At 66.1% G+C, this 25,784-nt stretch carries 29 protein-coding genes; 12 read left to right on the top strand and 17 right to left on the bottom strand.

Going from position 1 to position 25,784, the window contains the following annotated elements; all coding sequences use genetic code 11:
* Window positions 1–37: 37 nt before the first annotated feature.
* Window positions 38–205 carry a hypothetical protein gene (locus tag ML401_RS06090; RefSeq protein WP_194406138.1) on the bottom strand — a complete coding sequence of 56 codons (168 nt, stop codon included), beginning with the start codon at window positions 203–205 and terminating at the stop codon, window positions 38–40.
* Between the two features lie 132 nt (window positions 206–337).
* Here ML401_RS06090 and ML401_RS06085 point away from each other — a divergent pair, with 132 nt between their 5' ends.
* The gene (locus ML401_RS06085; RefSeq protein ID WP_212068010.1) at window positions 338–1,474 is read left to right on the top strand and encodes an alpha-hydroxy acid oxidase; all 1,137 of its coding nucleotides are present in this window, start codon (window positions 338–340) and stop codon (window positions 1,472–1,474) included.
* Window positions 1,475–1,544: 70 nt separating this feature from the next.
* Here the strand turns inward: ML401_RS06085 and ML401_RS06080 are convergent, their stop codons facing one another.
* From ML401_RS06080 to ML401_RS06050, 7 genes are all read right to left on the bottom strand, one after another.
* Window positions 1,545–2,123 carry a hypothetical protein gene (locus ML401_RS06080; protein ID WP_211418845.1) on the bottom strand — a complete coding sequence of 193 codons (579 nt, stop codon included), beginning with the start codon at window positions 2,121–2,123 and terminating at the stop codon, window positions 1,545–1,547.
* Window positions 2,124–2,227: 104 nt separating this feature from the next.
* Entirely contained in the window at window positions 2,228–3,067 is an 840-nt protein-coding gene (locus ML401_RS06075) for a shikimate dehydrogenase (protein ID WP_285810625.1), read from the bottom strand.
* Between the two features lie 98 nt (window positions 3,068–3,165).
* Complete coding sequence (locus ML401_RS06070; RefSeq protein ID WP_285810623.1) at window positions 3,166–4,908, bottom strand: SulP family inorganic anion transporter; 1,743 nt, start codon at window positions 4,906–4,908, stop codon at window positions 3,166–3,168.
* 102 nt (window positions 4,909–5,010) lie between these two features.
* Window positions 5,011–5,283 (bottom strand): helix-turn-helix domain-containing protein, encoded by a 273-nt coding sequence (locus ML401_RS06065; protein WP_026201995.1) that lies wholly within the window; start codon window positions 5,281–5,283, stop codon window positions 5,011–5,013.
* Window positions 5,284–5,597: 314 nt separating this feature from the next.
* The gene (locus tag ML401_RS06060) at window positions 5,598–7,646 is read right to left on the bottom strand and encodes an elongation factor G (RefSeq protein WP_212068007.1); all 2,049 of its coding nucleotides are present in this window, start codon (window positions 7,644–7,646) and stop codon (window positions 5,598–5,600) included.
* A gap of 201 nt (window positions 7,647–7,847) precedes the next feature.
* On the bottom strand, window positions 7,848–8,327 hold the full coding sequence (locus ML401_RS06055) for a DUF992 domain-containing protein (RefSeq protein WP_212068006.1): 480 nt from the start codon (window positions 8,325–8,327) through the stop codon (window positions 7,848–7,850).
* 281 nt (window positions 8,328–8,608) lie between these two features.
* Entirely contained in the window at window positions 8,609–9,811 is a 1,203-nt protein-coding gene (locus ML401_RS06050; protein ID WP_285810618.1) for a pyridoxal phosphate-dependent aminotransferase, read from the bottom strand.
* A gap of 670 nt (window positions 9,812–10,481) precedes the next feature.
* Between ML401_RS06050 and ML401_RS06045 the strand changes: the two genes are divergently transcribed.
* From ML401_RS06045 to ML401_RS06030, 4 genes are all read left to right on the top strand, one after another.
* Complete coding sequence (locus tag ML401_RS06045; RefSeq protein ID WP_211418466.1) at window positions 10,482–11,132, top strand: glutathione S-transferase family protein; 651 nt, start codon at window positions 10,482–10,484, stop codon at window positions 11,130–11,132.
* Window positions 11,133–11,292: 160 nt separating this feature from the next.
* Complete coding sequence (locus tag ML401_RS06040) at window positions 11,293–11,469, top strand: hypothetical protein (RefSeq protein ID WP_194406130.1); 177 nt, start codon at window positions 11,293–11,295, stop codon at window positions 11,467–11,469.
* Between the two features lie 357 nt (window positions 11,470–11,826).
* A complete protein-coding gene (locus ML401_RS06035) occupies window positions 11,827–12,636 on the top strand; it encodes a PAS-domain containing protein (RefSeq protein WP_285810615.1) in 810 nt (269 codons plus the stop codon).
* A gap of 86 nt (window positions 12,637–12,722) precedes the next feature.
* Complete coding sequence (locus ML401_RS06030) at window positions 12,723–13,178, top strand: GNAT family N-acetyltransferase (RefSeq protein ID WP_285812635.1); 456 nt, start codon at window positions 12,723–12,725, stop codon at window positions 13,176–13,178.
* Between the two features lie 121 nt (window positions 13,179–13,299).
* Here ML401_RS06030 and ML401_RS06025 read toward each other — a convergent pair whose 3' ends face one another.
* Window positions 13,300–13,431 (bottom strand): hypothetical protein, encoded by a 132-nt coding sequence (locus tag ML401_RS06025; RefSeq protein WP_259216075.1) that lies wholly within the window; start codon window positions 13,429–13,431, stop codon window positions 13,300–13,302.
* Here ML401_RS06025 and ML401_RS06020 point away from each other — a divergent pair.
* The gene (locus tag ML401_RS06020; protein WP_285810613.1) at window positions 13,430–14,371 is read left to right on the top strand and encodes an aldo/keto reductase; all 942 of its coding nucleotides are present in this window, start codon (window positions 13,430–13,432) and stop codon (window positions 14,369–14,371) included. The genes ML401_RS06025 and ML401_RS06020 overlap by 2 nt on opposite strands.
* A 29-nt stretch (window positions 14,372–14,400) precedes the next feature.
* Here the strand turns inward: ML401_RS06020 and ML401_RS06015 are convergent, their stop codons facing one another.
* The 3 genes from ML401_RS06015 to ML401_RS06005 all read right to left on the bottom strand — a co-directional run bounded on the left by ML401_RS06015 (window position 14,401) and on the right by ML401_RS06005 (window position 17,572).
* Complete coding sequence (locus ML401_RS06015; RefSeq protein WP_194406127.1) at window positions 14,401–14,724, bottom strand: antibiotic biosynthesis monooxygenase; 324 nt, start codon at window positions 14,722–14,724, stop codon at window positions 14,401–14,403.
* An 86-nt stretch (window positions 14,725–14,810) separates the two neighbouring features.
* On the bottom strand, window positions 14,811–16,028 hold the full coding sequence (locus ML401_RS06010) for a DUF1501 domain-containing protein (RefSeq protein WP_285812634.1): 1,218 nt from the start codon (window positions 16,026–16,028) through the stop codon (window positions 14,811–14,813).
* Between the two features lie 2 nt (window positions 16,029–16,030).
* Window positions 16,031–17,572 (bottom strand): DUF1800 family protein, encoded by a 1,542-nt coding sequence (locus ML401_RS06005; RefSeq protein WP_285810610.1) that lies wholly within the window; start codon window positions 17,570–17,572, stop codon window positions 16,031–16,033.
* A 114-nt stretch (window positions 17,573–17,686) separates the two neighbouring features.
* On the opposite strand from ML401_RS06005, the gene ML401_RS06000 reads away from it, so the two are divergent.
* Complete coding sequence (locus ML401_RS06000) at window positions 17,687–17,911, top strand: cysteine-rich CWC family protein (protein WP_285810608.1); 225 nt, start codon at window positions 17,687–17,689, stop codon at window positions 17,909–17,911.
* Window positions 17,912–18,085: 174 nt separating this feature from the next.
* Here the strand turns inward: ML401_RS06000 and ML401_RS05995 are convergent, their stop codons facing one another.
* The 3 genes from ML401_RS05995 to ML401_RS05985 form a co-directional block, all read right to left on the bottom strand.
* Window positions 18,086–18,784, bottom strand: coding sequence for a glutathione S-transferase family protein (locus ML401_RS05995; RefSeq protein WP_285810606.1), 699 nt, complete (start codon window positions 18,782–18,784; stop codon window positions 18,086–18,088).
* A gap of 109 nt (window positions 18,785–18,893) precedes the next feature.
* Window positions 18,894–19,124 (bottom strand): hypothetical protein, encoded by a 231-nt coding sequence (locus ML401_RS05990; RefSeq protein ID WP_194406123.1) that lies wholly within the window; start codon window positions 19,122–19,124, stop codon window positions 18,894–18,896.
* Window positions 19,121–19,900 carry a sulfite exporter TauE/SafE family protein gene (locus ML401_RS05985; protein WP_194406122.1) on the bottom strand — a complete coding sequence of 260 codons (780 nt, stop codon included), beginning with the start codon at window positions 19,898–19,900 and terminating at the stop codon, window positions 19,121–19,123. The genes ML401_RS05990 and ML401_RS05985 overlap by 4 nt, the downstream gene beginning before the upstream one ends.
* Before the next feature lie 28 nt (window positions 19,901–19,928).
* Here ML401_RS05985 and ML401_RS05980 point away from each other — a divergent pair, with 28 nt between their 5' ends.
* The 5 genes from ML401_RS05980 to uvrB all read left to right on the top strand — a co-directional run bounded on the left by ML401_RS05980 (window position 19,929) and on the right by uvrB (window position 24,708).
* Window positions 19,929–20,096 (top strand): hypothetical protein, encoded by a 168-nt coding sequence (locus ML401_RS05980; RefSeq protein WP_285810603.1) that lies wholly within the window; start codon window positions 19,929–19,931, stop codon window positions 20,094–20,096.
* 10 nt (window positions 20,097–20,106) lie between these two features.
* The gene (locus ML401_RS05975) at window positions 20,107–21,024 is read left to right on the top strand and encodes a LysR substrate-binding domain-containing protein (RefSeq protein ID WP_285810601.1); all 918 of its coding nucleotides are present in this window, start codon (window positions 20,107–20,109) and stop codon (window positions 21,022–21,024) included.
* Window positions 21,025–21,134: 110 nt separating this feature from the next.
* On the top strand, window positions 21,135–21,359 hold the full coding sequence (locus tag ML401_RS05970; RefSeq protein ID WP_028134417.1) for a hypothetical protein: 225 nt from the start codon (window positions 21,135–21,137) through the stop codon (window positions 21,357–21,359).
* A 58-nt stretch (window positions 21,360–21,417) separates the two neighbouring features.
* Window positions 21,418–21,648 (top strand): hypothetical protein, encoded by a 231-nt coding sequence (locus ML401_RS05965; RefSeq protein WP_259216057.1) that lies wholly within the window; start codon window positions 21,418–21,420, stop codon window positions 21,646–21,648.
* A 93-nt stretch (window positions 21,649–21,741) separates the two neighbouring features.
* Window positions 21,742–24,708 (top strand): excinuclease ABC subunit UvrB, encoded by a 2,967-nt coding sequence (gene uvrB, locus ML401_RS05960; protein WP_211418473.1) that lies wholly within the window; start codon window positions 21,742–21,744, stop codon window positions 24,706–24,708.
* Window positions 24,709–24,811: 103 nt separating this feature from the next.
* On the opposite strand, the gene ML401_RS05955 is transcribed toward uvrB, so the two are convergent.
* The gene (locus tag ML401_RS05955; RefSeq protein ID WP_285810597.1) at window positions 24,812–25,198 is read right to left on the bottom strand and encodes a hypothetical protein; all 387 of its coding nucleotides are present in this window, start codon (window positions 25,196–25,198) and stop codon (window positions 24,812–24,814) included.
* 140 nt (window positions 25,199–25,338) lie between these two features.
* Window positions 25,339–25,578 carry a hypothetical protein gene (locus ML401_RS05950; RefSeq protein ID WP_285810595.1) on the bottom strand — a complete coding sequence of 80 codons (240 nt, stop codon included), beginning with the start codon at window positions 25,576–25,578 and terminating at the stop codon, window positions 25,339–25,341.
* Window positions 25,579–25,784: the final 206 nt, after the last annotated feature.

Genomic DNA, 25,784 nt, shown 5'->3' with positions numbered 1-25,784 from the left:
TTTCCTGCCCTAGCGCCGGAGTCGGGCGGAACCTGCCCTAGCTGCTCCGCTTCACATGGCTGTCGCCGCGGCTCGGCGCCGGCTGGGTGACGTTGACGGGATCGGACCCCGGAAAGGTCTCTTCCAGCCCCTCTTCCAGGGCTTCCTCCAGATCATGCTTTTCCTTGATCTCTTCCGGGGACGGCGCGGCGTGCGGCCTCGTCATGGCGCTCTCCTGCAAAACGTTCTGCAAACGATTTGGCTGTGCATCCAACCATGCTAGATGACCTCGAAATGTTCTGATGCAAGTCTCTTGAGACAAGAACTCTTGAGACAAGACGGGCCTGGGGACACGAGCATGAAGCATATTACCTGTATCGACGATCTTCGCGCCCTGCATAAGCGCCGCGTGCCGAAGGCGTTCTTCGACTATTGCGACCGCGGCTCCTATGCCGAGGAGACGCTGCGCGCCAACCGCGAGGACATGCAGGCGATCAAGTTCCGCCAGCGTATCCTGGTCGACGTCTCCAAGCGCGACACCTCGACCACCATCCTCGGCGAGCCCTCGACCATGCCGCTGATGCTGGCGCCCGTCGGCCTGCTCGGCATGCAGCATGGCGACGGCGAGATCCACGCCTGCCGCGCGGCGCAGGCCGCGGGTATCCCGTTCACGCAATCGACCATGTCGATCTGCTCGATCGAGGACATCGCCGCCAGCGTCGAGAAGCCGTTCTGGTTCCAGCTCTACGTCATGAAGGACCGCGGCTTCATCAAGGAATTGATCCAGCGCGCGATCGCGGCCAAGTGCAGCGCGCTGGTGTTGACCGTGGACCTGCAGGTGATCGGCCAGCGCCACGCCGACATCAAGAACGGCATGACGGTGCCGCCGGAATGGTCGCTGTCGAAGCTTTTGGATTTCGCCAGCAAGCCCGCCTGGGTCTCCGGCGTGCTGCAGGGCAAGCGCCGCACCTTCGGCAACATCGCCGGCCACGTGAAGAACACCGAGGATCTCAACCGCCTCGCCGAATGGACGGCGTCGCAATTCGACACCTCGCTGAGCTGGAAGGACGTCGAGTGGGTCCGCAGCATCTGGCCGGGCAAGCTGATCATCAAGGGCATCCTCGACGTCGAGGACGCCGAGGAAGCCGCCAAGACCGGCGCGCAGGCTCTCGTCGTCTCCAACCATGGCGGCCGTCAGCTCGACGGCGCGCCGTCCTCGATCGAGGTGCTGCCGGAGATCGCGGACGCCGTCGGTGACAAGATGGAGATCATGTTCGACGGCGGCATCCGCTCCGGCCAGGACGTGATGCGCGCACTCGCCCTCGGCGCAAAATCCTGCATGCTCGGCCGTGCCTATGCCTATGGCTTGGGAGCCGGCGGCCAGGCCGGCGTCGCCAAGGCCATCGACATCATCCAGAAGGAGCTGCTCACCACCATGGGCCTGTGCGGCGTCAACCGGATCGACGAGATCGACGATCATATCATCGCGGTGTAGCCGCGAGTGCGGTGCCGTAGGGTGGGTTACGGCTGCGCCTAACCCACTCTACGGGTTCGGTGCCTGGTCCTCACATCGGCGGCGTAATTCCGTCCCGCCCCACATTCACCCGGTTCGCTTCCAGCGAGCCGTCGTCCTTCTTCGCCGCGCCGAAGATGATCAGCTTGGCGCCCGGCTTCACTTCCGACTTGTCGCCGGCGACGAAGGTGACGATCGGCGTGTCCGGCGGCACCACGACCTTCTTCTCGCCGTCCTTGTATTTGACCGTAATGTTCTGGCCGTCGGTGCCCTTCACCGTCTGCGCCACGGTGGCGTTGGTCATGGTCGAGTTGGCGCGGGCGTCCCACGGGCGAAAGCCTTCGGCGGCGCCGCGCTGGTTCTCCGGGAAGATGTGCACCGCGATCGCCTTCTGGGTGCCGTCGGGCTCGGGCAGGCCGGTAACGCCGATATAGGAACCTTCCTTGATCTCGGACAGCTGCGTCTTTACCACGGCGAACACCGCGACATTGTCGGTCATCTTCACCTTCACGTCGCTGCCTTCGCGCGTCTTGATGGCCAGCGTGTTGCCGTCGACGCTCTCGATGGTGCCGCGGATGCGCACCGTCGGCGCCTGCTGCGCGATTGCGCAGCCGATTGACAGAGCCACCATCGCGACGGCGATCAGCGGACGTGTGAAAGTTGCACGTTGAACAGACATGACGGTCTCCGATTGTCCCCACGAATGGAGAACTCCGGAAGACCTGCGCTATTCTCTCAAGTCTTTGTGAGATCGGCCTCGACCAATGCGCGCAGCTCCGCCGTGACCTCCGGCCGCCGGCCGAACCACAGCTCGAAGCCGCGCACCGCCTGATGCAGGAGCATGCCGAGCCCGTCGGCGGTCCTCAGACCCCGCGCCGTCGCGGCGGCGAGCAGCGGCGTCACCAGCGGAACATAGACGAGATCGGCAACCACTGCCGCCGGCGACAGGCGTGTGACATCGACCTTGAGCGACGGCTGGCCGTGCATGCCGAGCGAGGTCGTGTTCACGAGAAGTTTTGCGCGCGGCAGGACGTCGTTGATCGCGTCCCATGCCACGGGGTGCACGTGCGGCCCAAACTGGCTTGCCAGCGCCTCGGCCCGCGCGATGGTGCGGTTGGCGAGATGCACGCGCTTGATGCCGCGTTCGAGCAGCCCGAACACGACCGCCCGCGAGGAACCGCCGGCGCCCAGCACCAGCGCCTCCTCGGCCGCGTCCCAGCCGGGCGCGCTGGCGTCGAGATTGCCGATGAAACCTTCGACGTCGGTATTGGTCGCGCGCAGCTCGCCATCGGCAAACCACAGCGTGTTGGCCGCGCCCACGGCCTTGGCGCGGGCATCGGGCACCGACAGCGCCAGCACGCCCTCCTTGTGCGGGATGGTGACGTTGGCGCCGACGAAGCCGCGCAACGACAGCCGCAGCACGAAATCCCTGAGGTCCTCGGGCGGCACCGCCTCGATGACGTAGCCGCCTTCGATGCCCAGCGTGCGCAGCCAGTAATGATGGATCAGCGGCGAGCGCGAATGCGCGGCCGGCCATCCGATCAGACAGGCTGCAGGCGTCTTGAGCGCGGTCATCTTTCCCTCGGAGTCGTCTTCCCGAGGCGATCCATTTCGCGTCACGCCCGCTCTGTCAAGCGCGCGGGCGCGGCGGTGGCGGCTGGAGAACGGCCCCCTCAGCCCGCCGCAGCCTCCTCGCTTGCGCCGCCCTTGATGTCGGCGATCGCGCGCTCGAGGCTCGTGCGATAGCGCGCGCGCGGCGGCGTCACGCCATGGGTGAGCAGCGCGCGGCGGACCGCGGGCGAGGCCCCCGTGATGAACAGCTTTATGCCCTGACGGTGCGCCTTGGCGGCGACGCGGCCGAGCACGTTGGCGGCCGTCGAATCCAGGAACGGCACTGCGGCGAAATCGACCACGAAGGCCTTGCGCTTGTCGGCGACCTCGTCGAGCACGCTTCCGATGGCGGAGGCCGCGCCGAAGAAGAACGCGCCGGTGATGCGATAGACCAGCACGTCACGATCGACCGCCAGCGCGGGATTGTAGGGCACGCGCTCGCCATTGCCGTCGTCGGGACGATCGGCCGCGACCAGCGGCGAGCGTTCCTCGATGCCCGTCATCTCCGCCATGCGATGGATGAACAGCACCGCGCCGAGCGCGAAGCCGACCAGGATGCCTTCCGTCAGGTCGCGGAAGACCGTCAGCAGGAAGGTCGCGAGCAGCACGACGGCATCGCCCCAGGACGAGCGCAGCAACGTGCCGAACTCATGCTTCTCCGCCATGGTCCAGGCCACCACGACCAGCACCGAAGCGAGCGCGGCGAGCGGGATGTAGCTGGCCAGCGGCGCCGCGATCAGCATGAACAGCAGCAGGAAGACCGCATGCAGCATGCCCGCGAGCGGCCCGCGAGCGCCGGCGCGGATGTTGGTGGCGGTACGCGCGATCAGCCCGGTGACGCAGATGCCGCCGAACAGCGCCGAGCCGATATTGGCCGCGCCTTGCGCCACCAACTCGCAATTGGAGCGGTGACGACGCCCGGTCATGCCGTCGGCGACCACCGCGGACAGCAGCGATTCGATGGCAGCCAGCAGCGCGAACGCGATCGCGTCCGGCAGCACGGCGGTCGCCTTCGCGAGCGAGAACGCCGGCAACGCCGGCAAGGGCAATTCGCGCGGAATGCCGCCGAAGCGCGAGCCGATGGTCTCGACCGGCAGCGCGAACACCGCACAGATGACGGCCGCGAACACCACCGCGATCAGGATCCCCGGCCAGGACGGCCGCCAGATCCGCAAGGCCGCGATGATGGCGATGCTGACGACGGCGACTGCGACGGCGGACGGATTGACGGTGTTGAGGCCGCCGGCAAGCGCCAGGAGTTTCGGGACGAATTCGCTGGGCTCCTTGCCCGCGAGCGTGATGCCGGAGAGATCGCGGAGCTGGCTGGCGAAGATGATCACGGCGATGCCGGCGGTGAAGCCGACCGTCACCGGATAGGGAATGAACTTGATGTAGGTCCCGACCCTGAGCAGGCCCGCGGCGATCAGGAACAGGCCCGCCATCAGAGTGGCGAGGATGACGCCGTCGACGCCATGGCGCTCCGCCGTCGCCGCGACCAGGACGATAAACGCGCCGGCAGGTCCGCCGATCTGGAACCGGCTGCCGCCGAGCAGCGAGGCAATGAAGCCGCCGACGACCGCGGTGTAGAGGCCGCGGTCCGGCGTCACGCCCGAGGCGATCGCGATCGCCATCGACAGCGGCAGCGCCACGATCGCAACCGTCAGGCCTGCAAAGACGTCGGCGCGGAAATCCTCGAGCCCGTAGCCTTCACGCCAAACGGTGACGAGCTTCGGCAGATAGAGTTCGGCAAAGCTCGGCCGACGCAGCTGGTGCAGCCGGCTCGTGTGATCGCTTGTGATGCTCATCAGCAAAGTGCCCCACGATGCTCCGAAGCATCGTGCGTCCCGTGTTGCCGAGGTGCGACGATGCGCTAGCCCATTTTGATCCCGGGCACGATCACCGGCTGATCATGCTCCGACGCGGCGCGGCGGCCCGGGCTCCTTCAGGCGAACGCCACGCCCGCCGCTGTCGCTGCGGACCTGCTCGCCGATCAGCTCGACGCCGGCCCGGTCGAACGCCTCAACCACCTTGATCAGGGTCTCGACCACGCCACGCACGTTGCCGGTCGAGGCCTCCATCCGCTGGATGGTCGGCAATGACACGCCGGCAAGCTCGGCCAAGGTTTTCTGGTCAATGCCAAGCAGCGCGCGGGCTGCCCGCATCTGGAACGACGTAATCACCTCGGCCTCACTTACCAGCACGTATAAATGATATCTGATACATATACAATGATGTAAAATACATCATTCCGCGGTAAGCGCAAGGGCCGCGTCGGTGATGCAGTTGTGCGTGGAAACACCGCTCTCGTGTCCCGGACGCAGCGCAGCACGAAATGATGCGCTGCAGAGCCGGGACCCAAGCAGCGGCGAACTCCGTGGCTTTCTGGGTCCCGGCTCTGCGCAGCAATGCTGCGCATTGCAGCGCGTCCGGGACACGCTGCAGGGATCATCGCAGCCTCCCCCCGCGGGCGCGGAGAGAGTTGCGTCTCGACAGCTCACGCCGCGTGCTGATGCGCGGCGATGATCTGGTCGGCGGCACGGCCGGTGACTTCGGCCATGTGGTCGAACTGGCGCGTGAAGCTGCCCGCACCTGCCGTTGCCGAACGCAGCTCGACGATGAGCTCGCCGATCTCGGCTTCCGGCATCATGGCGCGGACGCAGTCCCAGCCGCTCCAGCCGTCTCGGGTGTCGAAGCCGAGGATCTGGCCGCGCCGCGCCGACAGGATCGCATTGATCTTGGCGGTGGCCTCGGTCGGGCAGACGATCTCGACCACGTGGATCGGCTCCAGCAGCACGGGCTGGCATTGCGGCAGGCCTTCGTTGAGCCCGATCCGCGCCGCCGTGCGGAAGGCGAGGTCGGAGGAGTCGACGCTGTGATAGGAGCCGTCGGTCAGCGTCACCTGCACGTCGGTGACGGGGAAGCCGAGCGGACCGCGCGCCAATCCGTCGACGACGCCTTCCTCCACCGCGCCGATGTAGTTGCGCGGCACGGCGCCACCCACCACCTTCTCGGTGAATTTGAAGCCGTCGCCGCGCGGCAGCGGCTTGATGTCGAGCACGACGTCGCCGAACTGGCCGTGGCCGCCGGACTGCTTCTTGTGGCGCCCGCGCTGGGTGATCGGCTTGCGGATGGTCTCCTGGTAGCCAATCCCGGGCGGATGCGAGGTGAGCTTGATACCGAAGCGGTCGCGCAGCCGCTCGCTGGCGACGCGCAGATGCATCTCGCCCTGCCCCCACAAGACGGTGTCGTGGGTCTGGGCGTTCTGCACGACGATGAGCGAGGGATCCTCCTCGTGCAGCCGCGCCAGCGCCTGGCCGAGCTTGACGTCGTCCTTGCGGTCGGTGGCGGCGATCGAGATCGCAAGCACCGGCGGCGTCGGCTCCGTGACGGCCAGCGCGGCCGGCGGAGCCTTGCCGTTCGAGACCGTGTCGCCGGTCTTGACGGGATCGAGCTTGGCGAGCGCCACGGTGTCGCCGGCCTCCGCCGCGGCACGCTTGGTGTCGTAGGCGCCGTTGACGGCGAGGATGCCGGAGATGCGTCCTGAGCCGCCGGAGGCGGATTGCAGCGTCGCACCGTCGTCGAGATGGCCGGCAAGCAGCCGGGTCAGCGACAGCTTTCCGCCATGCTGCGAATGCAGCGTCTTGAAGACGTAGCCGAGCGCATCCTTGGTTTCGGGCACACCGAGACGCTTTGCGGTCTCAGCGATGCCCGGCGCCTCGTGACGCAGCGCCTTCATCAGGCGCAGCACGCCGTTCTCGCGCGCGGCGGCGCCCAGCAGCACGGGACAGATCAGCCCGTCGCGCAACTCGCGGGCGAGATCGTCGAACACGGCATCGCGCGGCGGCTGGATGTCTTCGAGCAGCTGCTCCATCAGCGCATCGTCGTGATCGGCGAGCTTCTCCAGCATCGAGAAGCGGGCTTCCTTCTCGCGATCGAGATCGCCGCCTTCGAGCGCGACCACTTCGGAGGCTCTGTGCTCGCGATAGACGAAGGCGCGCTCCAGCGCGAGATCGACGAAGCCCTCGATCAGGTCGTCCTTCCAGATCGGGATCTGGCGCAGCACCAGCGGCACGCGCGAGGCGGGCTGCAGCATCGCGAGCGACTCGCGGATACGCTGGCTCGCGCGGTCGATCTTGTTGAGGAACAGGAAACGCGGGATCTTCAGCTCCTCCAGCTCGCGCAGGATGATCTGGAGCTGCGGCAGCTTCTTCTCGTCGGCCTCGCAGACCACGATCGCCGCGTCGACCGCGGGCAACGCGGCGCGCATGTCATGGGCGAATTCGACGGAACCGGGACAATCGAGGAAGGTGTAGCTGTCGCCCATGAAACTCGTGGTGGCGGCAGTCAGCCCGACGGTCATCTTGTGATGACGGGCCTCTGGCGTGGCGTCGCCGACGGAAGTTCCGGCATCGACACTGCCGGCGCGCGGGATTGCGCCCGTTCGCGCCAGTATTGCTTCGAGAAGTGTGGTTTTACCGCTTTGGAAAGGGCCCACCAGCGCGATGCACCGTGGACCTCGGGGACTTCTGACGTCTTGTCCCATTCGCCGCCTCCTTGGTGTGGAGCTCGGCCCATGATTGGGTCGGCAAACGCAGATGCTCTGCCCGTCGCCGAGATTTGGCAAGCGTCAAACGTCGCTGCGGTGCGTCGTCAGTTAGATCAAGTCTTATAATTCCACGGCTTGTCGGCTCGGCGTTCCACCTCGCCAAAGGGAGAGGTGGAACGAGAGTTCGTCCGCAAATCGTTAGCGGCCCGGGCGAAGTTCCAGGCTCTCGAGGCCTGCGGCGACGTTGAGACCGACCTGGCCTTGCACGCTGAGCGGCTGCAGCGCGATCGAATTGTTGGAGCCGCCGACCAGCACGTTGCCCCCCAGGCCGACACCGACCGAGGCGCTGCCCTGCGCGCCGGCATAATTGCCGGAGAGGTCGCCCGGGCCGAGCCGGTCGACCGGTGCGAACACGCCCCACGCCAAAGCCGTCTCCTGGGTGATGCCGATGTCGAGACCCACTTTCCGGATCGTGGCGACGTAGCGATCGTCGGGCAGGCCGTCGGCGCGCAGCACGCAGCCGAGATGGGTCACCGATCCCACGATGAAGCCGACGCTGGCGCCGCCGCGGCATTCGAGCACGCCGACCCGCGCCATCCGCTGCTGCGCGCTGCTGCCGACGCTGGAGGCAACGAGGCTGGCAGCGGCGAGCCCAGCGAAGATGAACGAACGACGCATGACATATCTCCGGCGATGATGTGATGCGAGCAGAGAGAGCGCCCCACCCGCGTTGCGCGTCTATGCCACAAGAGCCGTGGTCGTGCCAGATTGTGCACGGCGATTGGCCTGCAAACAAGGAAAGGGCCCGCCAATGGCGGGCCCTTTCGCAGAGGTCGCAGGGTGGGCAAAGCGAAGCGTGCCCACGCATTTTTCGCGATCGACGGAGTGGTGGGCACGGCGCAAGTGCGCCTTTGCCTACCCTACGATTCCCGACGCGCGGAGAGAACTCGGCTTGCCGCTTAGCGCAGATTGCCACAGAAGCGCTGGATGCGCTTGCAGGCGTCTTCGAGATCCGAGGTCTTGGTCGCATAGGAGATGCGGAACGCAGGTCCAAGGCCAAAGGCCGAACCCTGCACCACCGCGACGCCTTCGGTCTCCAGCAGCTCGGTGACGAAGTCCTCGTCGTTGGCGATGACCTTGCCCGACGGCGCGGTCTTGCCGATCGTGCCGGCGCAGGATGGATAGACGTAGAAGGCGCCCTCGGGACGCGGGCACTCGATCCCCTTGGCCTGGTTGAGCATGGAGACGACGAGGTCGCGCCGCTCCTTGAACACCTTGTTGTTGGCGGGGATGAAGTCCTGCGGACCGTTCAGCGCTTCCACCGCGGCCCATTGCGCGATCGAGGACGGGTTCGAGGTCGACTGCGACTGGATCGTCGACATCGCCTTGATCAACTGCGCGGGGCCGCCGGCATAGCCGATACGCCAGCCGGTCATGCAATAGGCCTTCGACACGCCGTTCACGGTGAGGGTGCGGTCGTAGAGTTTCGGCTCCACTTGCGCGACCGTGGTGAACTGGAAATCGTCATAGACGAGGTGCTCGTACATGTCGTCGGTCATCACCCAGACGTGGGGATGCTTGACCAGCACGTCGGTGAGCGCCTTCAGCTCGGACTTCGTGTAGGCCGCGCCGGTCGGGTTCGACGGCGAGCACAGGATGACCCATTTGGTCTTCGGCGTGATGGCGCGGTCGAGCGCCTCGGCCTGGAGCTTGAAACCGGTCGCGGCGGTGCAGACCACCGGCACCGGCTCGCCACCTGCGAGCGCCACCATTTCGGGGTAGCTGACCCAATACGGCGCGGGAATGATCACCTCGTCGCCCGGATTGATGGTGGCCATCAGCGCGTTGTACAGCACCTGCTTGCCGCCGGTGCCGACGATGATCTGGTTCGGCTTGTAGGTGACGCCGTTCTCGCGCTGAAACTTGGCGATGATCGCCTCCTTCAGCTCGGGAATGCCGTCGACCGCGGTGTATTTGGTTTTGCCGGCTTCGATGGCGCGGATCGCCGCCAGCTTGATGTTGGCGGGCGTGTCGAAGTCGGGCTCGCCGGCACCGAGGCCGATGACGTTGCGGCCCGCCGCTTTCAGCGCACGTGCTTTATCCGTGACCGCGATGGTCGCGGACGGCTTCACACGGTCGAGCGCAGCGGCAAGGAAGGACATCGTCATCTCCTGACAAGCGTCGTGAAACCTTTCGTCTCACGACTCCGATTGTGGGAATGCAGCCACCCTAAAACGTGAGCCGCTGCACCGCAAGAAACTTCGGCCCGATCCCGCAAAAGTTTACGAATTTGGCGCGGTCAAGCCGCGCATACCGGCAATTTTCCGCAAACTTGCCGCGCAAACCCCTCATATCCGGCAAGCCTTGTCCTCGGAGCAATTTTACGCGCTCAACGGTCTCAACATCAGGGGGCATCATGCCCGCGCTTGCCGTCTTCGCTGAAGCTTCGCCGGCCCGACATCGAGTACCCGGCGTAGCTTTGGAGTAGCCCGGTCCCGGGCACCCACGCTCTTGTGCCGCAGTTAAGACGCGAACGGACGGGTCAAGCCCGGCCATGACGACGTGCAGATTTGAGCGGCCGTCTTACTGCCGTCAGCCTGCTGTCAGGTCTTCACACAAACGCATGCCGCGATACGTCCGCTCGTTGACGCAAGCGTGAACTGATTTGCAGCGTCGCGCAGAAATGATCTTCCGCCGCATTGCAATGCGGTAGGGTTTTCGAGTTTTTCTATTGGCTGGCTCTTGCGGCGGATTCGCATCGGCATCATTGTTTAGCCGCGCTGCGGGGCAGCGAGCGCCGCGTCTTCCCGTCCTCGGAATCGAACTCCTGGAATGTACAAGCTCTATTCGATGCAACGCTCGGGCAACAGCTACAAGGTCCGCCTTGCGCTGGCGCTGCTCAACGTGCCCTACGAAGCGATTGAGGTGGACATTCTGCGGGGCGAGAGTCGCACGCCGGATTTTCTGAGCAAGAATCCGTCGGGACAGGTGCCGCTGCTCGAGGTCGGCGGCGACCGTTATCTGGCCGAGTCCAACGCCATCCTTTGGTACGTCGCCGTCGGCACCCCGCTCGCGCCCGAGAATCGCATCGACCGCGCCGAGGCGCTGCAATGGATGTTCTTCGAGCAGCACGCGCTCGAGCCGAATATCGGCGCCGCCTATTTCTGGCTGTCTCTGGTCAAGGGCGGCCGCGACCTGCAGACCCATTCGCTGGAGGACTGGATGGAGCGCGGCTATGCCGCGCTGCAGGTGATGGAGAACCACCTGAAGACCAACGCCTATTTCGCCGCGCGCCAGCTCACGGTCGCCGACATCGCGCTGTACGGCTACACCCATCTGGCCGACCGCTGCGACTTCGACCTCCAGACCTTCCCGGCGATCCGGGACTGGCTGCAGCGGGTGGAAGCCGCGCCCGGCTTCGTGGCGATGGACTGGCGGCCGGCCGACATCGACGACCCCGCGAGCATCGCTGCCGGCGCATGACCCGGACCGCGCCCCGTTATGGGGAATAGCGGGTATAAAGGTAACATTTGCCGCATTCTGGCCATTTTCAGCGTGGTAGCCGCCGCAATGTTGCCGGTTGAAACTGGGAAATTCTGGAAAGTCGCGGGTGATTCGCTCGCGTGTTGAAGGATTTAGACCAATGACACGGGCGTTCGGCACGGCAGGCTTTCAGGGCCATCCCGCTACCGTCGCGTCTTCCCGGCTGACCAACGCGGTCGCGGCCTCGCTCGCCGTCGCCGCGCTCTCGCTGTGCCTGATCGTCACCCTGACGGTGCTGTCGACCAAGGCAACCATGGCGATGGGTCTGCCGGTCTGATTCCCGTTTCATCCCGGACCAGCCTTCAAGGCGCCGCATGCCCCGCGTCGGCCGGCATCGCGACAGGACGTCGATGAAATCACCTGTGGTAGTCGTTGCAATCACACTGACTGCGGCCATTCTGGTCGCGGCGTCCCTGTTGATTGTCGTCACGCGCAAGGGCCCGGGCATTTCGACGCTGAATGCGCCGGCGCTGCGACAGCCCCTCAAGCACGCGCACTTGGTTTAAAATCATCCGAAAGCCTTAGGCTTGCACGCAGGCGCGCCTTAAGCACGCCGCGCAAAAGCGCATCGCAATGGCGCAACGATCAGTCAGAGTTGCGGTCTTACCTCGTTCGGGAGGAGCGAGACTGGTCCATGCGGTTCGGATGGCGTGCCATCTCCGGTCCGGTACTGACGGCAGCAACTCTGCTGCTGACGATGCTCCTCGATCGCGTGATCCCCATGCCCTCGCCAGTGCCGCTGCTCGTCGGCATCGTGGCGCTCGCCGGCGCGTTGTCGGGCCTCGCCTCCGCCGTCACAAGCGCAACCATCGGGGTGATCGGTGCGACTCTGTTCCTGATCAGCCGCCACGGCGTGTCCCCCTCTTTCGCCGATCTGGTCCAGCTCGGCCTGCTGGCCATCACCGCTGCCGGCACCGCCGGCGTCACCGGCCTGATGCGGGAGCGGCTGCTCGGCACCTTCGCGGCCGAGCGCCGCAGCCACGCCACCGCCGCGCGGCTGTCGGCCGCGCTCGACCAGGTCGATATCGGCATCGTGCTGCTCGATGCCGAGACACGGGCCGAGTTCATCAACCGCGCGTTTCGCGACTATTTCGCGTTGCCGGACGAGATCGCCGACGGCAAGCCGCCTTTCATCGCGCTGATGTATCACGGCCGCGACACCGGCGCGTTCGAGCTGCCCGAAGACGAACTGGGCACCTTCATCGCGCAGCGCATGGAGATGGTGCGGACCGGCGATGCCACGCCGATCAACATCGCCCTGCGCACCGGCGAGGTGCTGCGCTTCGTCTGCGCCGCGCTGCCGGACGGCGGACGGATGCTCAGCTACACCCCGGTGACCGACCTCGTGCGTCACACCGACGCGCCTTCAAGCGCCGACTACTACCGCTCGCTGCGCGACCCCGCGGGCCGCGGGCTGATCCGGTATCTTCGCGTCGCGGAGTGATGTCACGGCGCGATTGATCGGCAATGCGATCATCACGTATGAAGGACATCATTTCGTCGTGCAGCACCGAGATCGCGGAAATCCACATGTCGCTCACCGTTCGCTCCGTCACCAAGCAGGACTATGATCAATGGCTGCCGCTGTGGGACGGCTACAATGCCTTCTACGGCCGCTCCGGCCCGACCGCGCTTGCACCCGAGATCACGCGCATGACATGGCAGCGCTTCTTCGATGCCTATGAGCCGGTGCACGGCCTCGTCGCCGAGAGCGAGGGCAAGCTGCTCGGCATGACGAACTATCTGTTTCATCGCAGCACCACCGTGATCGAGCCGTCCTGCTATCTGCAGGATCTGTTCACGCTCGAGGCCGCGCGCGGCAAGGGCGTCGGCGCGGCGCTGATCCATGGGGTGTACGAGCGGGCGAAACTGGCGGGATCGCCACGCGTCTATTGGCAGACGCACGAGACCAACCTCACGGCGCAGCGCCTGTACGACAAGGTCGCCGAACGCTCCGGCTTCATCGTCTATCGCAAGCTGTTTTGATCCCCGCGCGCATCCTGTGGATAACTCCCGCTGTCACCCGCGCGTAACATAGCGGGACTAGGCTGCACCTGCGTCTGATCAGGCCCCCCGTCACCGATCAAGCGCCCCAAAGCGGTCCCCGTCAGTCGCCGCGTCTGACTGGGGCCGCGTTTTTTTGTCCGCCCTGCCGGCATGGCAGCAGCGCGGCGCGCGCCTTGCTGCTGCGGCGCACGGTGGTCAGAATGCCGCCCTCATCGCTGACAGGATATTCCATGGAAATTCGCAATCTCGGCGCCTCCGGCCTTCGCGTGTCCGCGGTCGGGCTCGGCTGCAACAATTTCGGGCAGCGCACGGACCTGGAGACCTCCCGCAAGGTCATCCATCGCGCGCTCGACCTCGGCATCACGCTGTTCGACACCGCCGACATCTATTCGAACATGGGAGGCTCGGAGACGGTGCTCGGCGCGGTCCTGGGCGATCGCCGCAAGGACATCGTGCTGGCGACGAAATACGCCAAGCCCATGGCGGAAGACGGCACCAAGCAGGGCGCCTCGCGCCGCTACATCATGGCGGCCGTGGAAGCGAGCCTGAAACGGCTGAAGACCGACTACATCGATCTCTATCAACAGCACGATTACGATCCGCTGACGCCGATCGAGGAGAGCCTGCGCGCACTCGACGATCTCGTCCGCCAGGGCAAGGTGCGCTACATCGGCAATTCCAACTTTCCGGCTTGGCGCATCGCGGAAGCGGAGTACGTCGCCCGCGCGATGAACGTGAGCCGCTTCGTCTCCTGCCAGGACGAATATTCCCTCGTCATGCGCGACATCGAGAAGGATCTGCTGCCGGCCGCGACCGAATACCAGCTCGGCCTGTTGCCGTTCTTTCCACTCGCGAGCGGACTCCTCACCGGCAAATACAGGAAGGGCGAGGCCGCGCCCGGCGACACCCGCTTCGGCCAGACGCCGCGGCTGCGCGACCGCTACGTCACGCCGCGCAACGAGGACATGGTCGAGAAGCTCCAGGCCTTTGCCAAAGCACGCGGCCACAGCATGCTCGAGCTCGCCTTCTCCTGGCTTGCCGCGCGCCCGCAGGTGTCGAGCGTGATCGCCGGCGCCACCCGTGTCGAGCAGATCGAGCAGAACGTGAAGGCGATCGCCTGGAAGCTCAGCGCCGAGGACATGGCGGAGATCGACAAGATCACGCTGGGCTGATTTTCGGCGCAGATCTCCGAGGCGCGGCGCTATTTGGCGCCGCGTCCGACCGTCTGCATCACCTCGAAACCTTCGAACTGGGGATGACCGAGATAGGCCGGCTTGGTGTCACCAGCCCGCGCATGCGCCGCGCGAAACGCCTCCGACTTGGTCCAGGCCTCGAACGCCGCGTAGTTCGTCCACACCGTATGCGAGGCGTAGAGCGTGTGGTCCTCGGCTTCCGGCCCGCGCAGCAGATGGAATTCGACGAAGCCCGGCACCTTGTCCAGATGCGTGTCGCGCGTGAGCCAGACCTGCTCGAAAGCGGCCTCGGAGCCTTTGGCGACGCGGAAGCGGTTCATGGCGATGTACATGGGGATTCTCCTGATGCTCGGCCCATTATCTCGTCATTCCGGGATGCGCCGCAAGGCGCGCGCCCCGGAATGACGGCGCTTGTGGGTTAAGCAACCAGCCCCTTCATAGGCTTCGCGCTGGCGCTATCAGGGAATACCGTCTCCGCCAGCACGCGGTCCGACAGCCCGAACTGATCCTGCAGCACGCCCTTGATCACCGAGCGCAGATCGGCGGTGGGCTTGAGGTCGCGGCCTTCGTGGAGGTTGGCGAGCTTGAGGCCCGGCCAGTCCGAGATGACGCGGCCGCCCTTCACGGCGCCGCCAGCGAGCAGTGCGATCGTGCCAGTGCCGTGATCGGTGCCGTCGGTGCCGTTGATGCGCGCGGTGCGGCCGAATTCGGTGGCGACGACGACGACGGTGTCGCGCCAGCGCTCGCTGAGGCCGCTTTCGAATTCGGCGAGCGCGCCGTCGAGCCCGCTGAGCAGGAAGGCGAGACGGCCGACCGGGCCGCCTTCATTGGCATGCGTGTCCCAGCCGTCGAAGGCGAGCGCGGCGATGCGCGGGCCGTCGTCCGCCGCCATCAGTTTTGCGGCGCCGCGTGCCACCTGGCGCATTTGTGCGACGGCGTTACCGGGCTTGCGCTTCATGTCGTCGCCGCTCGCGGCCTTCTCGAGCTGCAACCCTTGCGACAGCGCCGTCGCCAGCGCGGGGTCGCGGTGACGGTAGAGATCGACGAGGCGCATCGCGGTGTCGTCATCCGCCTGCGGCAGCGCCACCGGCGCCCAGCCGACGGTCGGCGCATTGCCGCGCAGCACCAGCGGCGTCGTGGGCCCGACCGCAAGACCGCTCGACACCCGCTCGCCGCGCGGCAGCGCTTCCAGCGCGCGGTTGAGCCAGCCGGACTGGACGCGGCCCGGCCCGGCATAGCCGCTTTCGAGCACGTCCTGTCCGTCGAAATGCGAGCGGTCGCGATAGGGCGTCGCCACCGCATGGATCACCGCGGCATGCTTGTCGCGGTACATGCGCGAAAATTCCGGCATCGCCGGATGCAACGCGAAGAAGGAATCGAGCATGATCGCGGGATGGGCGCCATCCGCGGCGAGCGCGATCGAGCCGTGCAGGCCGGCATAATCGGGGTCACCGATCGGCGCGACGGTCGCAAGCCCGTCGAGCGCACCGCGCAGGATCACCACGACCAGGCGCGGATCGCGCCCATCGGCCGCGCGTGCGAATTTCGGCAAATAGGCCCAGGCCGCGAACGAGGCGCCGCCGAGCAAAAGACCGCGGCGCGAGGTGAGGAGCCGGTTCTCGACGCAGTGGATCATCATCATCTCCTCTGCATTTCCGGCGACATCAGGAGCAGCGCGAGCGCCTGCTGCCGCGACTCCGCACGCTCGATGGTTCTGCGCGTCTCGATCGAGGCCGCATCGGCCGCCGCGAACTCCAGCAGGTCGAGCGGATCGATGTTGTTGCCGAGCCGCGCGCCCATCTGCGCGGCGATATCGAGCCTGAGCTTCATCCCTTCCGGCGCAGCCCAGGCCGCGCTGGTGTCCGGGAAACCGTTTGGCCCTGCCGGCGACCACAGCGGCTGGCCCAGCAGATTGAGATTGTTGAGGTAGGCGCCGGGATCCTCCGGCACGCGCGCGAGCAGCCGGCCGCTCGCGACGAGGAAATCGTAAGGGCTGCGCATCTTGGTCAGCGGCGCTTTCCACGCTTCATCGGAATCGACCAGCGTGGTCGCCATCGCCTTGAGATCGCCGTCGGTCTTGACGAAGACATCGCGCAGCCGCGCAACCAGCGCCGGCGGCGGATCGTCGGCCACGAAGTGGCGGACGAATTTGGTGGCGATGAAATTCGCGGCGGACGGATGCCGCGCGATGTCGGCGAGCGCGGCCTCGCCCTGCGCGAGTCCCGCTGGCTCGTAAGTCTTGCCAAGCAGCGTTTGCGGCCCGGGCTGATGCGCATTGGCGTTGAACACGAAGGAGCCGGGAGGGCCCAACTGCCCTTGCCTGCCGGCGAAGGTCCAGCCCGTGATGATGCGCGCGAGCGAGGTGACGTCGTCCTGCGTATAACCGCCGCCGACGCCGAGCGTATGCAGCTCCATGATCTCGCGCGCGAGATTCTCGTTCAGACCGCGCTTGCGGTTTTGCCCCGCGCGCGAATCCGGGCCGAGCGATTGCTGGTTGTCGAGGAAGAACAGCATCGCCGGGTGCTGCTCGACCGCTCTCAGCATGTCGGCGAAGCGTCCGAGCACGTGCGGCCTGATCGCCTCGCGCTCGAACGCGCCGGCCCAGATCCGCGCCAGCTCGCCCTTGCTCGCGGAGATGCAGAAATGGTTGGACCAGAACACGACGAGGCGCTCGGTGAAGCCGCACGTGGTCAGCGTCGCGCGCTGCAGCCGCGCCAGCGCTTCAGCGCGGAAGGCCTTCTGGATCACGTTGAGCGGCTGCGGCGCGGGCTTTGCGGCCGGCGCGGCAACGCCCGGCTGCATCGTCTCGGGCTTCGCTGCATTGTCGGACGGTTTGCCATCCGTCATCTGGCCGGCGATCTCGGTCGCGGTCGCGTTCAGCGAGAGATTGCGGCGGAGCGCAGGCTTCTGTTCGGCCGGCGTGTCGGCAGGTGTGGCAGCCTTCGCCGCCTCGCGCGCCTGCTTGACCTGATCCTGATAGGCGAACACGGCCTTCCCGAGTTGCTGCGTCGATTGCAGGCCGGGCGCCTCCAGCAGCACGCTGCTGGGCCGCGCAAGGTCCGCCTTCACGAAGCCGCGCGGATCTGAGCTTGCGTTGATCAGATCGCCCGAGGCGCCGCCGCGGGCACCGAAGCCAAAACGGTTGAGCGCAACGAGCGCGGCTTGCGAATCGCGGGCCATCGATTTGTCCTTGGCGTGCCGGGAGCCGCTTTCCGAGTCCGCGCGCGACGCCTAATATACCGCAACGACCGATGAACCCGACATGAAAATCACGGCGAAGCTTCGACGCAAATCATGACAAATCCGCAAGAAACCTCGGCCCCGGAACCGCGCCGCCTGACCTGCTCACGCTGCGGCGCCGAGTTCGGCTGCGATCTCTCGGGCAATTGCTGGTGCGCGGAGGAAACAGCAAAGCTGCCGATGCCGGTCGAGGGCGAGGACTGCCTGTGCCGCGAGTGTCTGAGGAAAGCGGCGGCGGAGTCAGTGAGCGCAGCGGATAGGGTGCAACACCGTGGGTGATGTCAGAACCCTTGCCACACTCTCGGTGTCGTCCCGGCGAACGCCAGGACCCATAACCACAGGAAGAAATTTGGCGAAGGCCCGTCGTTTCGGTGCTGCGACCACCCACACTCGATAGATCACGCGGTATGGGTCCCCCGGGTTCGCGGGGACGACCCGAGGAGATATCGCGCCCTACACTTGATGCCCCGGCGACTTCCGCGCCATGCCGTCGAATGCGTCGAGCAATTTTTCCCGCCAGGCGTAGACCGGATCGTCCGCCTCCAGCAGCTTGAACGGGCTCACCACGCGCGCCCATTGGAAACCGCCGAACACGATGTAGTCGGCGTAGTTCGGCGCCTCGCCGCCGAGATAGGGCTGCTTCTTCAGGGTCTGTCGCATCACCTCGAGCGACTTGCGGAACGTGACCACGCCGGTGTCGCGGCTCGCCATCACCTCTTCCAGGCTCTTGCCGCCAAAGCGCGCCTCGCGCGATTTGCGGAAATAGGCGGCGTCGATTTCGGCGAGATTGTTCGGGATATCGGCGACGATCAGCGGGAAGATTCCGCCGACGATGGCGATGTCGCCGAAGGCGTTGATCATGCGCGCCATGGCACGGCCGCCCTCGCCGCCGAACAGCGACGGACGGCCCGGGAAAGTGTCTTCGAGATAATTCGCGATCGTCCAGGAATCGACCACGGGCTTGTCGTCATGCAGCAGCACCGGGACCTTTTCCGAGCCGTGCGGCGCAAGCGCGCTCTTCTCGGTGAAGCGCCAGGGAAGCGATTCCGCCGACAGGCCCTTGTGCGCCAGCGCCATCCGCGTGCGCCAGCAATACGGGCTGAACGGGCGCGAGGGGTCGGTGCCGACGAGTTCGTAGAGTTTGAGCGACATATGCTGTTCCGTCATTGCGAGCGCAGCGAAGCAATCCAGACTGCCGCCGCGAAAGACATCCTGGATTGCTTCGCCGGCGCTCGCAATGACGATGTGGAGGAAGTGCCGGTCACCGCCCGTTGGTGCGCAGCAACCTCTCGCCATGCTCCGTCACCGCGATGACGAGCCCGAGGCCTGGCAGTGTCTCACGCGTAACAAGCCCGCGCTCGCTGGCGTCTTCCCAGATGGTGAGGCGCGGACACGAGGTTTTCCAGGTCGCGACCACCTCGGCATAGGCGCGCGGCTCGCGCGCGACCCATTCGACGAAGTCCAGCACCAGCGGATCGGCAGTTTCGCTCATTGCAAACCTCCCTTGTCGAAGGCGGCCAGCACCGGCGCACGCAGCAACAGCCAGCCGCCATAGGCGATGTAGTAGCAGGCAATGGTGGTGATCAGCTTGTTCGACCAGGCCACGAATTGCTGGTCGGTCATGGCTTCCAGGATTCGCCGCGCCAGCGTGGTGCCGAGCATCGAGGCTGCGATCGCAACGCCGGCGAGCACGGGATCGAGGCTTGCGGCCTGATCGATGATGCCGCCGAAATAGATCAGCTTGGTGAAATGGCTGACGAGCTGGCACATCGCTTTCGTCGCCACCTTCTCGCGCCGGCCGAAATTGCCGCCAAGGAAGAAGGTGTCGAGCAGCGGGCCGGAGACGCCCGTCATCAGCATCAGGCCCATGCAGATCGTGCCGTAGACCGTGCCCTGCCAAAGCCTGTCGGGATCCGGCTTGATGTTGGCGGGCAGCAGCCGCGCCATGAACGGAGTGATGCCGAGCAGCAGCAGCGCCATCGGCTTGTCGGGCACGTAGCGGGTGAGCGACCAGGCCGCGAGCGCGACGGCAGCGCCGACCATGTAGTTCGCAACCGGCCGCCAGCGGATATGCGCCCGCCACAGGAACGCGCGCCAGCCGTTCGAGGCCATCTGCGTGATCGCGTGCAGCACCATCGCGGTCGGCAGCGGCATCAGGGCCAAGAGCACGCCGATCAGGATCAGCCCGCCCGCCATGCCGAACAGCCCCGACAGGAACGCGGTGGCGACCATCAGCAATCCGAGGGCAGCGATCATGATGGGCGTCACGTGAGGTTCTCCTGCCGGCAGGTAAGGGATGCGAGATGCCGATTTTGCCCGCCCGCTTGCGGGGAAAAGCAAAAAAGCCGCGCCCGCGTTCAACAAATCAGCCCAAATCTACATCGCAAAACCTGCCTCGCTTGCCGCCGCCGCGCAAACTGAGTTATCTTGCCCTGGCCTCAGCTTTCCTGAGGGTCTGGCGTAGGGGTCTGCATTTGCGGCGGCTGCTGTTTCTCAACGGCATCAAGGCATTCGAGGCGGCGGCGCGGACCGGCAGCTTTGCCGCGGCCGGGCTCGAGCTGAGCGTGTCTGCGGCCGCCGTCAGCCGCATGGTGCATCTGCTGGAGGAGCGGCTCGGCGTCGCGCTGTTCGAGCGCAAGGCCAATCGCCTGGTGCTGACGCAGGCCGGCCGCGCCTATCAAAGCGGGCTGACGCCGATCTTCGACGCACTGGCCAGCCTCACCGCGCAGGTGACGGCGCCCGCAAGCGTCCGCGTGCTCACCATCGGCGTCGGCCACACCTTTGCGATGCGCTGGCTGATCCCGCGCCTGTCGGAATTCCGCAGCGAGGAGCCCGATATCGAGGTGCGCTTCACCACGGGCGGCGCGGCGGTGCCGTTCGGCGAGGACTGGAGCTGCGGCATCAAGCTTGGCACCGGCGACTGGCCCGGCCTCGTCGCCGAGCCGCTGTTCGCCGGCGACCTCACGCCGGTCTGCGTGCCCCGCCTGGCGAGCGGCCTGAAGCGCCCGGCCGACCTGAAAGGCCCAAGCCTGATCCGCGTCGCGCATTCACCTGAAGACTGGCCGATCTGGCTGAAGGCCGCGGGCGTTGCGCGGGTCAGCGCGCGCGGGCCCGAGTTCCAGTTCTACGGCCAGGCGCTGCAGGCCGCCGCCGACGGGCTCGGCATCGCCATGGGCATCCGCCCCTATATCGACGACGACCTCGCCGCCGGCCGGCTGGTCGCACCGTTCGACCTATCGGTGCCCAAGGGCATGCGCTGGTACCTGCTCTATCGCAGCTTCCAGACCGAGCAGCGCGACTTCGCCGCGTTCCGCCGCTGGATCATGCGCGCGGCGGCGGAACCCGCCGCCCGGCCGGTGAAGCGGATCGGCCGTACGGCCGCGCGGAACTGACGCGAGAGCAAAAAAGCCGGCCGCTTGTGAACGGCTTCACATCCCGAACTCTGCAAACGTGGTCCCCTGACTCTCCAACAAGACACGTACGGAACACTTCGGGGACGACCATGACGACGCTCTACGACGGTTTTGACATCGAATCCTTCGAGGCCGGCAAAGGCCTCTGGCACGCCCGCATCCGCCGCGCCGATCTCAGCCCCCTCGCCATCGACGGCGTACTGTTTCCGGCCATGGAAGTCGGTTTTGCCTGGCCCGATCAGAACGCCGCGATCGCCGACGCCAAGCACCACATCGACCGCTTCCGCCGGCGGACCGACAGCGACGACGAATAGACGGGCAGGACGGCAAGCGAAGCAGGGACAGCACCAGCGCAAAAGGGGGCAACCGGTCATGTCAGTCATCGAATTCGAGGATGCGTCGCGGCCGAGGATCTACAGCCGCACGGTGCTGTCGAATTGCCCGGAATGCGACGGCGATCTCGCCGTGCTTCGCGTGATCGGAGGGCGCGCCGGAAGCGAGTACTGGACCATGCGCTGCACCGATTGCGGCGGCATCCATCTCGACATCCTCACGCCAAATCAGGCGGGCGAGGACGACGAGGGTGCGCCGCCGGCGGCGTGAGGCCCTACCCTGCTGCCAACCTGCTGTCAGCAGCCTGCATAGCGGGCGGCATTCGCCCTTTATTGCGCGACTGACTCGTCCCATATTCGCCTCATGGCGAAGAAACCTGCATCCTCCGAAAAATCCGGCAAATCCCCCAAGACCAAGACCCCGAACTCGAAGGCGCACCGCCCTGACGTGCAGCCGATCGGGCCGGCGCTGGCCGAATTGCTCAATCCCGCGATCAACCGCGGCGATGCCGGGCTGGGATCCGGCACCGGGCTGCAGCCGCCGCCGGATAATTCGCGCGACCGGCGATCCGGGGGCGAGGCCGCCGCGCATCGCGCGCGGGCTTCGACGCCGAAGGAGTTTCCGCAGGATGCGGCGCGCCCGATGCCGCTGCGGCCCAATCCGCAGCCGCCAGGCGCCCGGGCGTCGACCGAGGGTTTCGACGAGGCGCCGCAGGCCAATTACGGCACCGCGGCCACGATCCCGACGCTCGATCCGGAACTGGCGCGGCAGCTTGGCCTGCCGACCGAGGAGGACGATGCCGAGGCGCTGGCGCGGCCGCCGCGCAGCAAGATGGAAGCGCTCGGCGTCAAGGCGACCGCCGATGCGCTGGAATCGCTGATCCGCGAGGGCCGGCCTGAGTTCCGCAAGAACGACGGCTCCACCAAGGTGTGGACGCCGCACCGGCCGCCGCGCCCGGAAAAGTCCGAAGGCGGCGTGCGCTTCGAGATCAAGTCGCACTATCAGCCCAAGGGCGACCAGCCCACCGCGATCGCGGAACTGGTCGAAGGCGTCCAGCGCAACGACCGCACCCAGGTGCTGCTCGGCGTCACCGGCTCGGGCAAGACCTACACCATGGCGCAGGTGATCGAGAAGACGCAGCGCCCGGCGCTGATCCTGGCGCCGAACAAGACGCTCGCCGCCCAGCTCTACGGCGAGTTCAAGAACTTCTTCCCTGACAACGCGGTCGAGTATTTTGTCAGCTATTACGACTACTATCAGCCAGAGGCGTATGTCCCTCGCACGGACACCTACATAGAAAAGGACTCATCGATCAACGAGCAGATCGACCGCATGCGCCACTCGGCGACGCGCGCGCTGCTCGAACGCGACGACGTCATCATCGTCGCCTCGGTGTCCTGCATCTACGGTATCGGCTCGGTCGAGACCTACACCGCGATGACCTTCGCGCTGAAGAAGGGCGAGCGCATCGACCAGCGCCAGCTCATCGCCGACCTCGTCGCGCTGCAATACAAGCGCACCCAGGCCGATTTCACCCGCGGCACCTTCCGTGTCCGGGGCGACGTCATCGACATCTTCCCGGCGCACTATGAGGACCGCGCCTGGCGGGTGAATTTGTTCGGCGACACCATCGAGACCATCGAGGAATTCGATCCGCTCACCGGCCACAAGCAGGACGAGCTCGAATTCATCAAGATGTACGCCAATTCGCACTATGTGACGCCGCGCCCGACGCTGGTGCAGGCGATCAAGTCGATCAAATCAGAGCTGAAGCAGCGGCTCGACCAGCTCAACAACCAGGGCCGCCTCTTGGAAGCGCAGCGGCTGGAGCAGCGTACCACCTTCGACCTCGAGATGATGGAGGCGACGGGAAGCTGCGCCGGCATCGAAAACTATTCGCGCTACCTCACCGGGCGCCGCCCCGGCGAGCCGCCGCCGACGCTGTTCGAATACGTGCCCGACAACGCGCTGATCTTCGCCGACGAAAGCCACGTCACCATCCCGCAGATCGGCGCCATGTTCCGCGGCGACTTCCGCCGCAAGGCGACGCTGGCCGAGTATGGCTTCCGCCTGCCCTCCTGCATGGACAATCGCCCGCTCCGCTTCGAGGAGTGGGACATGATGCGGCCTCAGACCGTCGCGGTGTCGGCGACGCCGAGCGGCTGGGAACTGAACGAGAGCGGCGGCGTATTCGTCGAGCAGGTCATCCGCCCGACGGGCTTGATCGATCCGCCCGTCGATATCCGTCCGGCCCGCACCCAGGTCGACGATCTCGTCGGCGAGGTGCGTGCCACCGCGCAGGCCGGCTATCGCTCGCTGATCACGGTTCTCACAAAACGCATGGCGGAGGACCTCACCGAATATCTGCACGAGCAGGGCATTCGTGTCCGCTACATGCACTCGGACATCGACACCATCGAGCGCATCGAGATCATCCGCGATCTTCGCCTCGGCGCCTTCGACGCGCTGGTCGGCATCAACCTGTTGCGCGAAGGCCTCGACATTCCCGAATGCGCGCTGGTCGCCATTCTCGACGCCGACAAGGAAGGTTTTCTGCGCAGCGAGACCTCGCTGATCCAGACCATCGGCCGCGCCGCGCGCAACGTCGACGGCAAGGTGATCCTCTATGCCGACCAGATGACGGGCTCGATGGAGCGCGCCATCGCCGAGACCAACCGCCGCCGCGAGAAGCAGGTCGAATACAATACCGCCAACGGCATCACGCCGGAGAGCGTCAAGAAGCAGATCGGCGACATCCTCAACTCCGTCTACGAGCGCGATCACGTGCTGGTGGAGGTCGGCGGCCACGACATGACCGACGACGTCATCTCGATCGGCCACAATTTCGAAGCCGTGCTGGGCGATTTGGAAACGCGGATGCGCGAGGCCGCGGCCGATCTGAACTTCGAGGAAGCCGCGCGCCTGCGCGACGAAGTCAAACGCCTGCGCGCCACCGAGCTGGCCGTGGTCGACGACCCCACCGCAAAACAGCGAGCGGTCACGGGCAAGGCCGGCGCCTATGCCGGCACCAGGAAGTACGGCGACTCGGCGAACCTGCCGGTCAGCGCCATGAAGAACAAGAGCGCCGCAACCGCGCTCAAGGCCGGCGGCGGCAAGGGCTCCCGCGTGCACAAGCCGCATCTCGACGAAATGCACGGCCCGGAATCGCTGCCTTACCGCGAAGGCCGCGCCTTGCCGTCAAAGCCGTTCGGCGGCGAGAGCCGGATCATCCAGCCGACAGATTCCAGGCAGTCGGGGCCGGAGTTCGGGCCGGCGCCGAAGTCGACGGGCGGGATGCCGGGGCGCCGGGGTGGGTGGAAGAAGCGGTAGGGGCGGCGTCGCTGTTCATTTCCGTTCGGGGTTATGGATTCTCAGATGCGCAATTGCGCATCATAGCTCGCCGCTTTGCGGCGCCCCGGAATGACGAGAGGTCTCACCCCACGCTCGCCATCACCACCGCCATCACTGACAGCAGCAGCACGATCGTCACCAGCTGCAGCGAGGCGACGGGCTGGGTGCGCCAGGCCGTGATCTTGTCGGACAGCGACAGTTGGGCCTCGAAGAATTTCGGCTCGTAGACGGTCTTGAAGAACGCCGGGAAGCTCGGGCCGAAGCTCACCGCGAACATCGCGTGGGCGAGCGAGGCGATCGCGACGAAGATGGCGACGCCGGGATCGCCGACGAGATCGTGGTTGCCGCAGAGCTTGAGCAGGAAGGCGGCGGCGGCGAAGGTCGGGAAGCTCTGCAGGATCGCGGTCAGCGCGAGGCCTTCGATCGCGTTGTGCAAGCGGGACTTTCTGACGGTGGCGATGGCAGCCATGGCACGTCTCCCTGATGACATTGGGATGACGATAGCTGCGCCGGGACGGGCGTGATGTGAGATGGGTCACGCGCCTATTTGGGACCGGCCCAAGGGGCAGGATGGCGCCGGGTTCGCGGCTTCGCGGCGTCCCGGAACGACTACAGCTTCCCCTGCCCGTTCATCTGGCTCTGCTGCTGCTGCCGCTGCTTCTCCTGTTCCTTGGCGTGGTGCCGGCCGTAGAGGCAGCCGGCGGCGGCGCCCAGCACGCCGTGATGGCCGGCATAGTGACCGGCGACACCCCCGACGATGGCGCCCTTGATGCAGCCCTTGGCATTGGCCGCGGAGGTCGCGCCAAGCATGAGCAGTGCGGCGGTCACGGTGAGAAGCGGCGATTTCATGGATCGATGTCTCCAGATGCGATGTCGGACCTTCAACGATTGCGGGCGGGTCCGGGTTCCAGCATCTGAGCAAGGCGCGCCTCGCAGGTAAGCATGCGGCGTCATCGCCATTCGAAAAGCCGTACCAAGCCAGCAGCGTCGCCCGCGCTTGCACCCCATGAACGCGGCATGGCGCTCGCGCGTCATAGTTGGCAAGCACCCTGTGT

Source organism: Bradyrhizobium sp. 62B (assembly GCF_030272265.2).
Lineage (GTDB): Bacteria > Pseudomonadota > Alphaproteobacteria > Rhizobiales > Xanthobacteraceae > Bradyrhizobium.
This window is presented reverse-complemented; position numbering and strand designations above follow the sequence as displayed.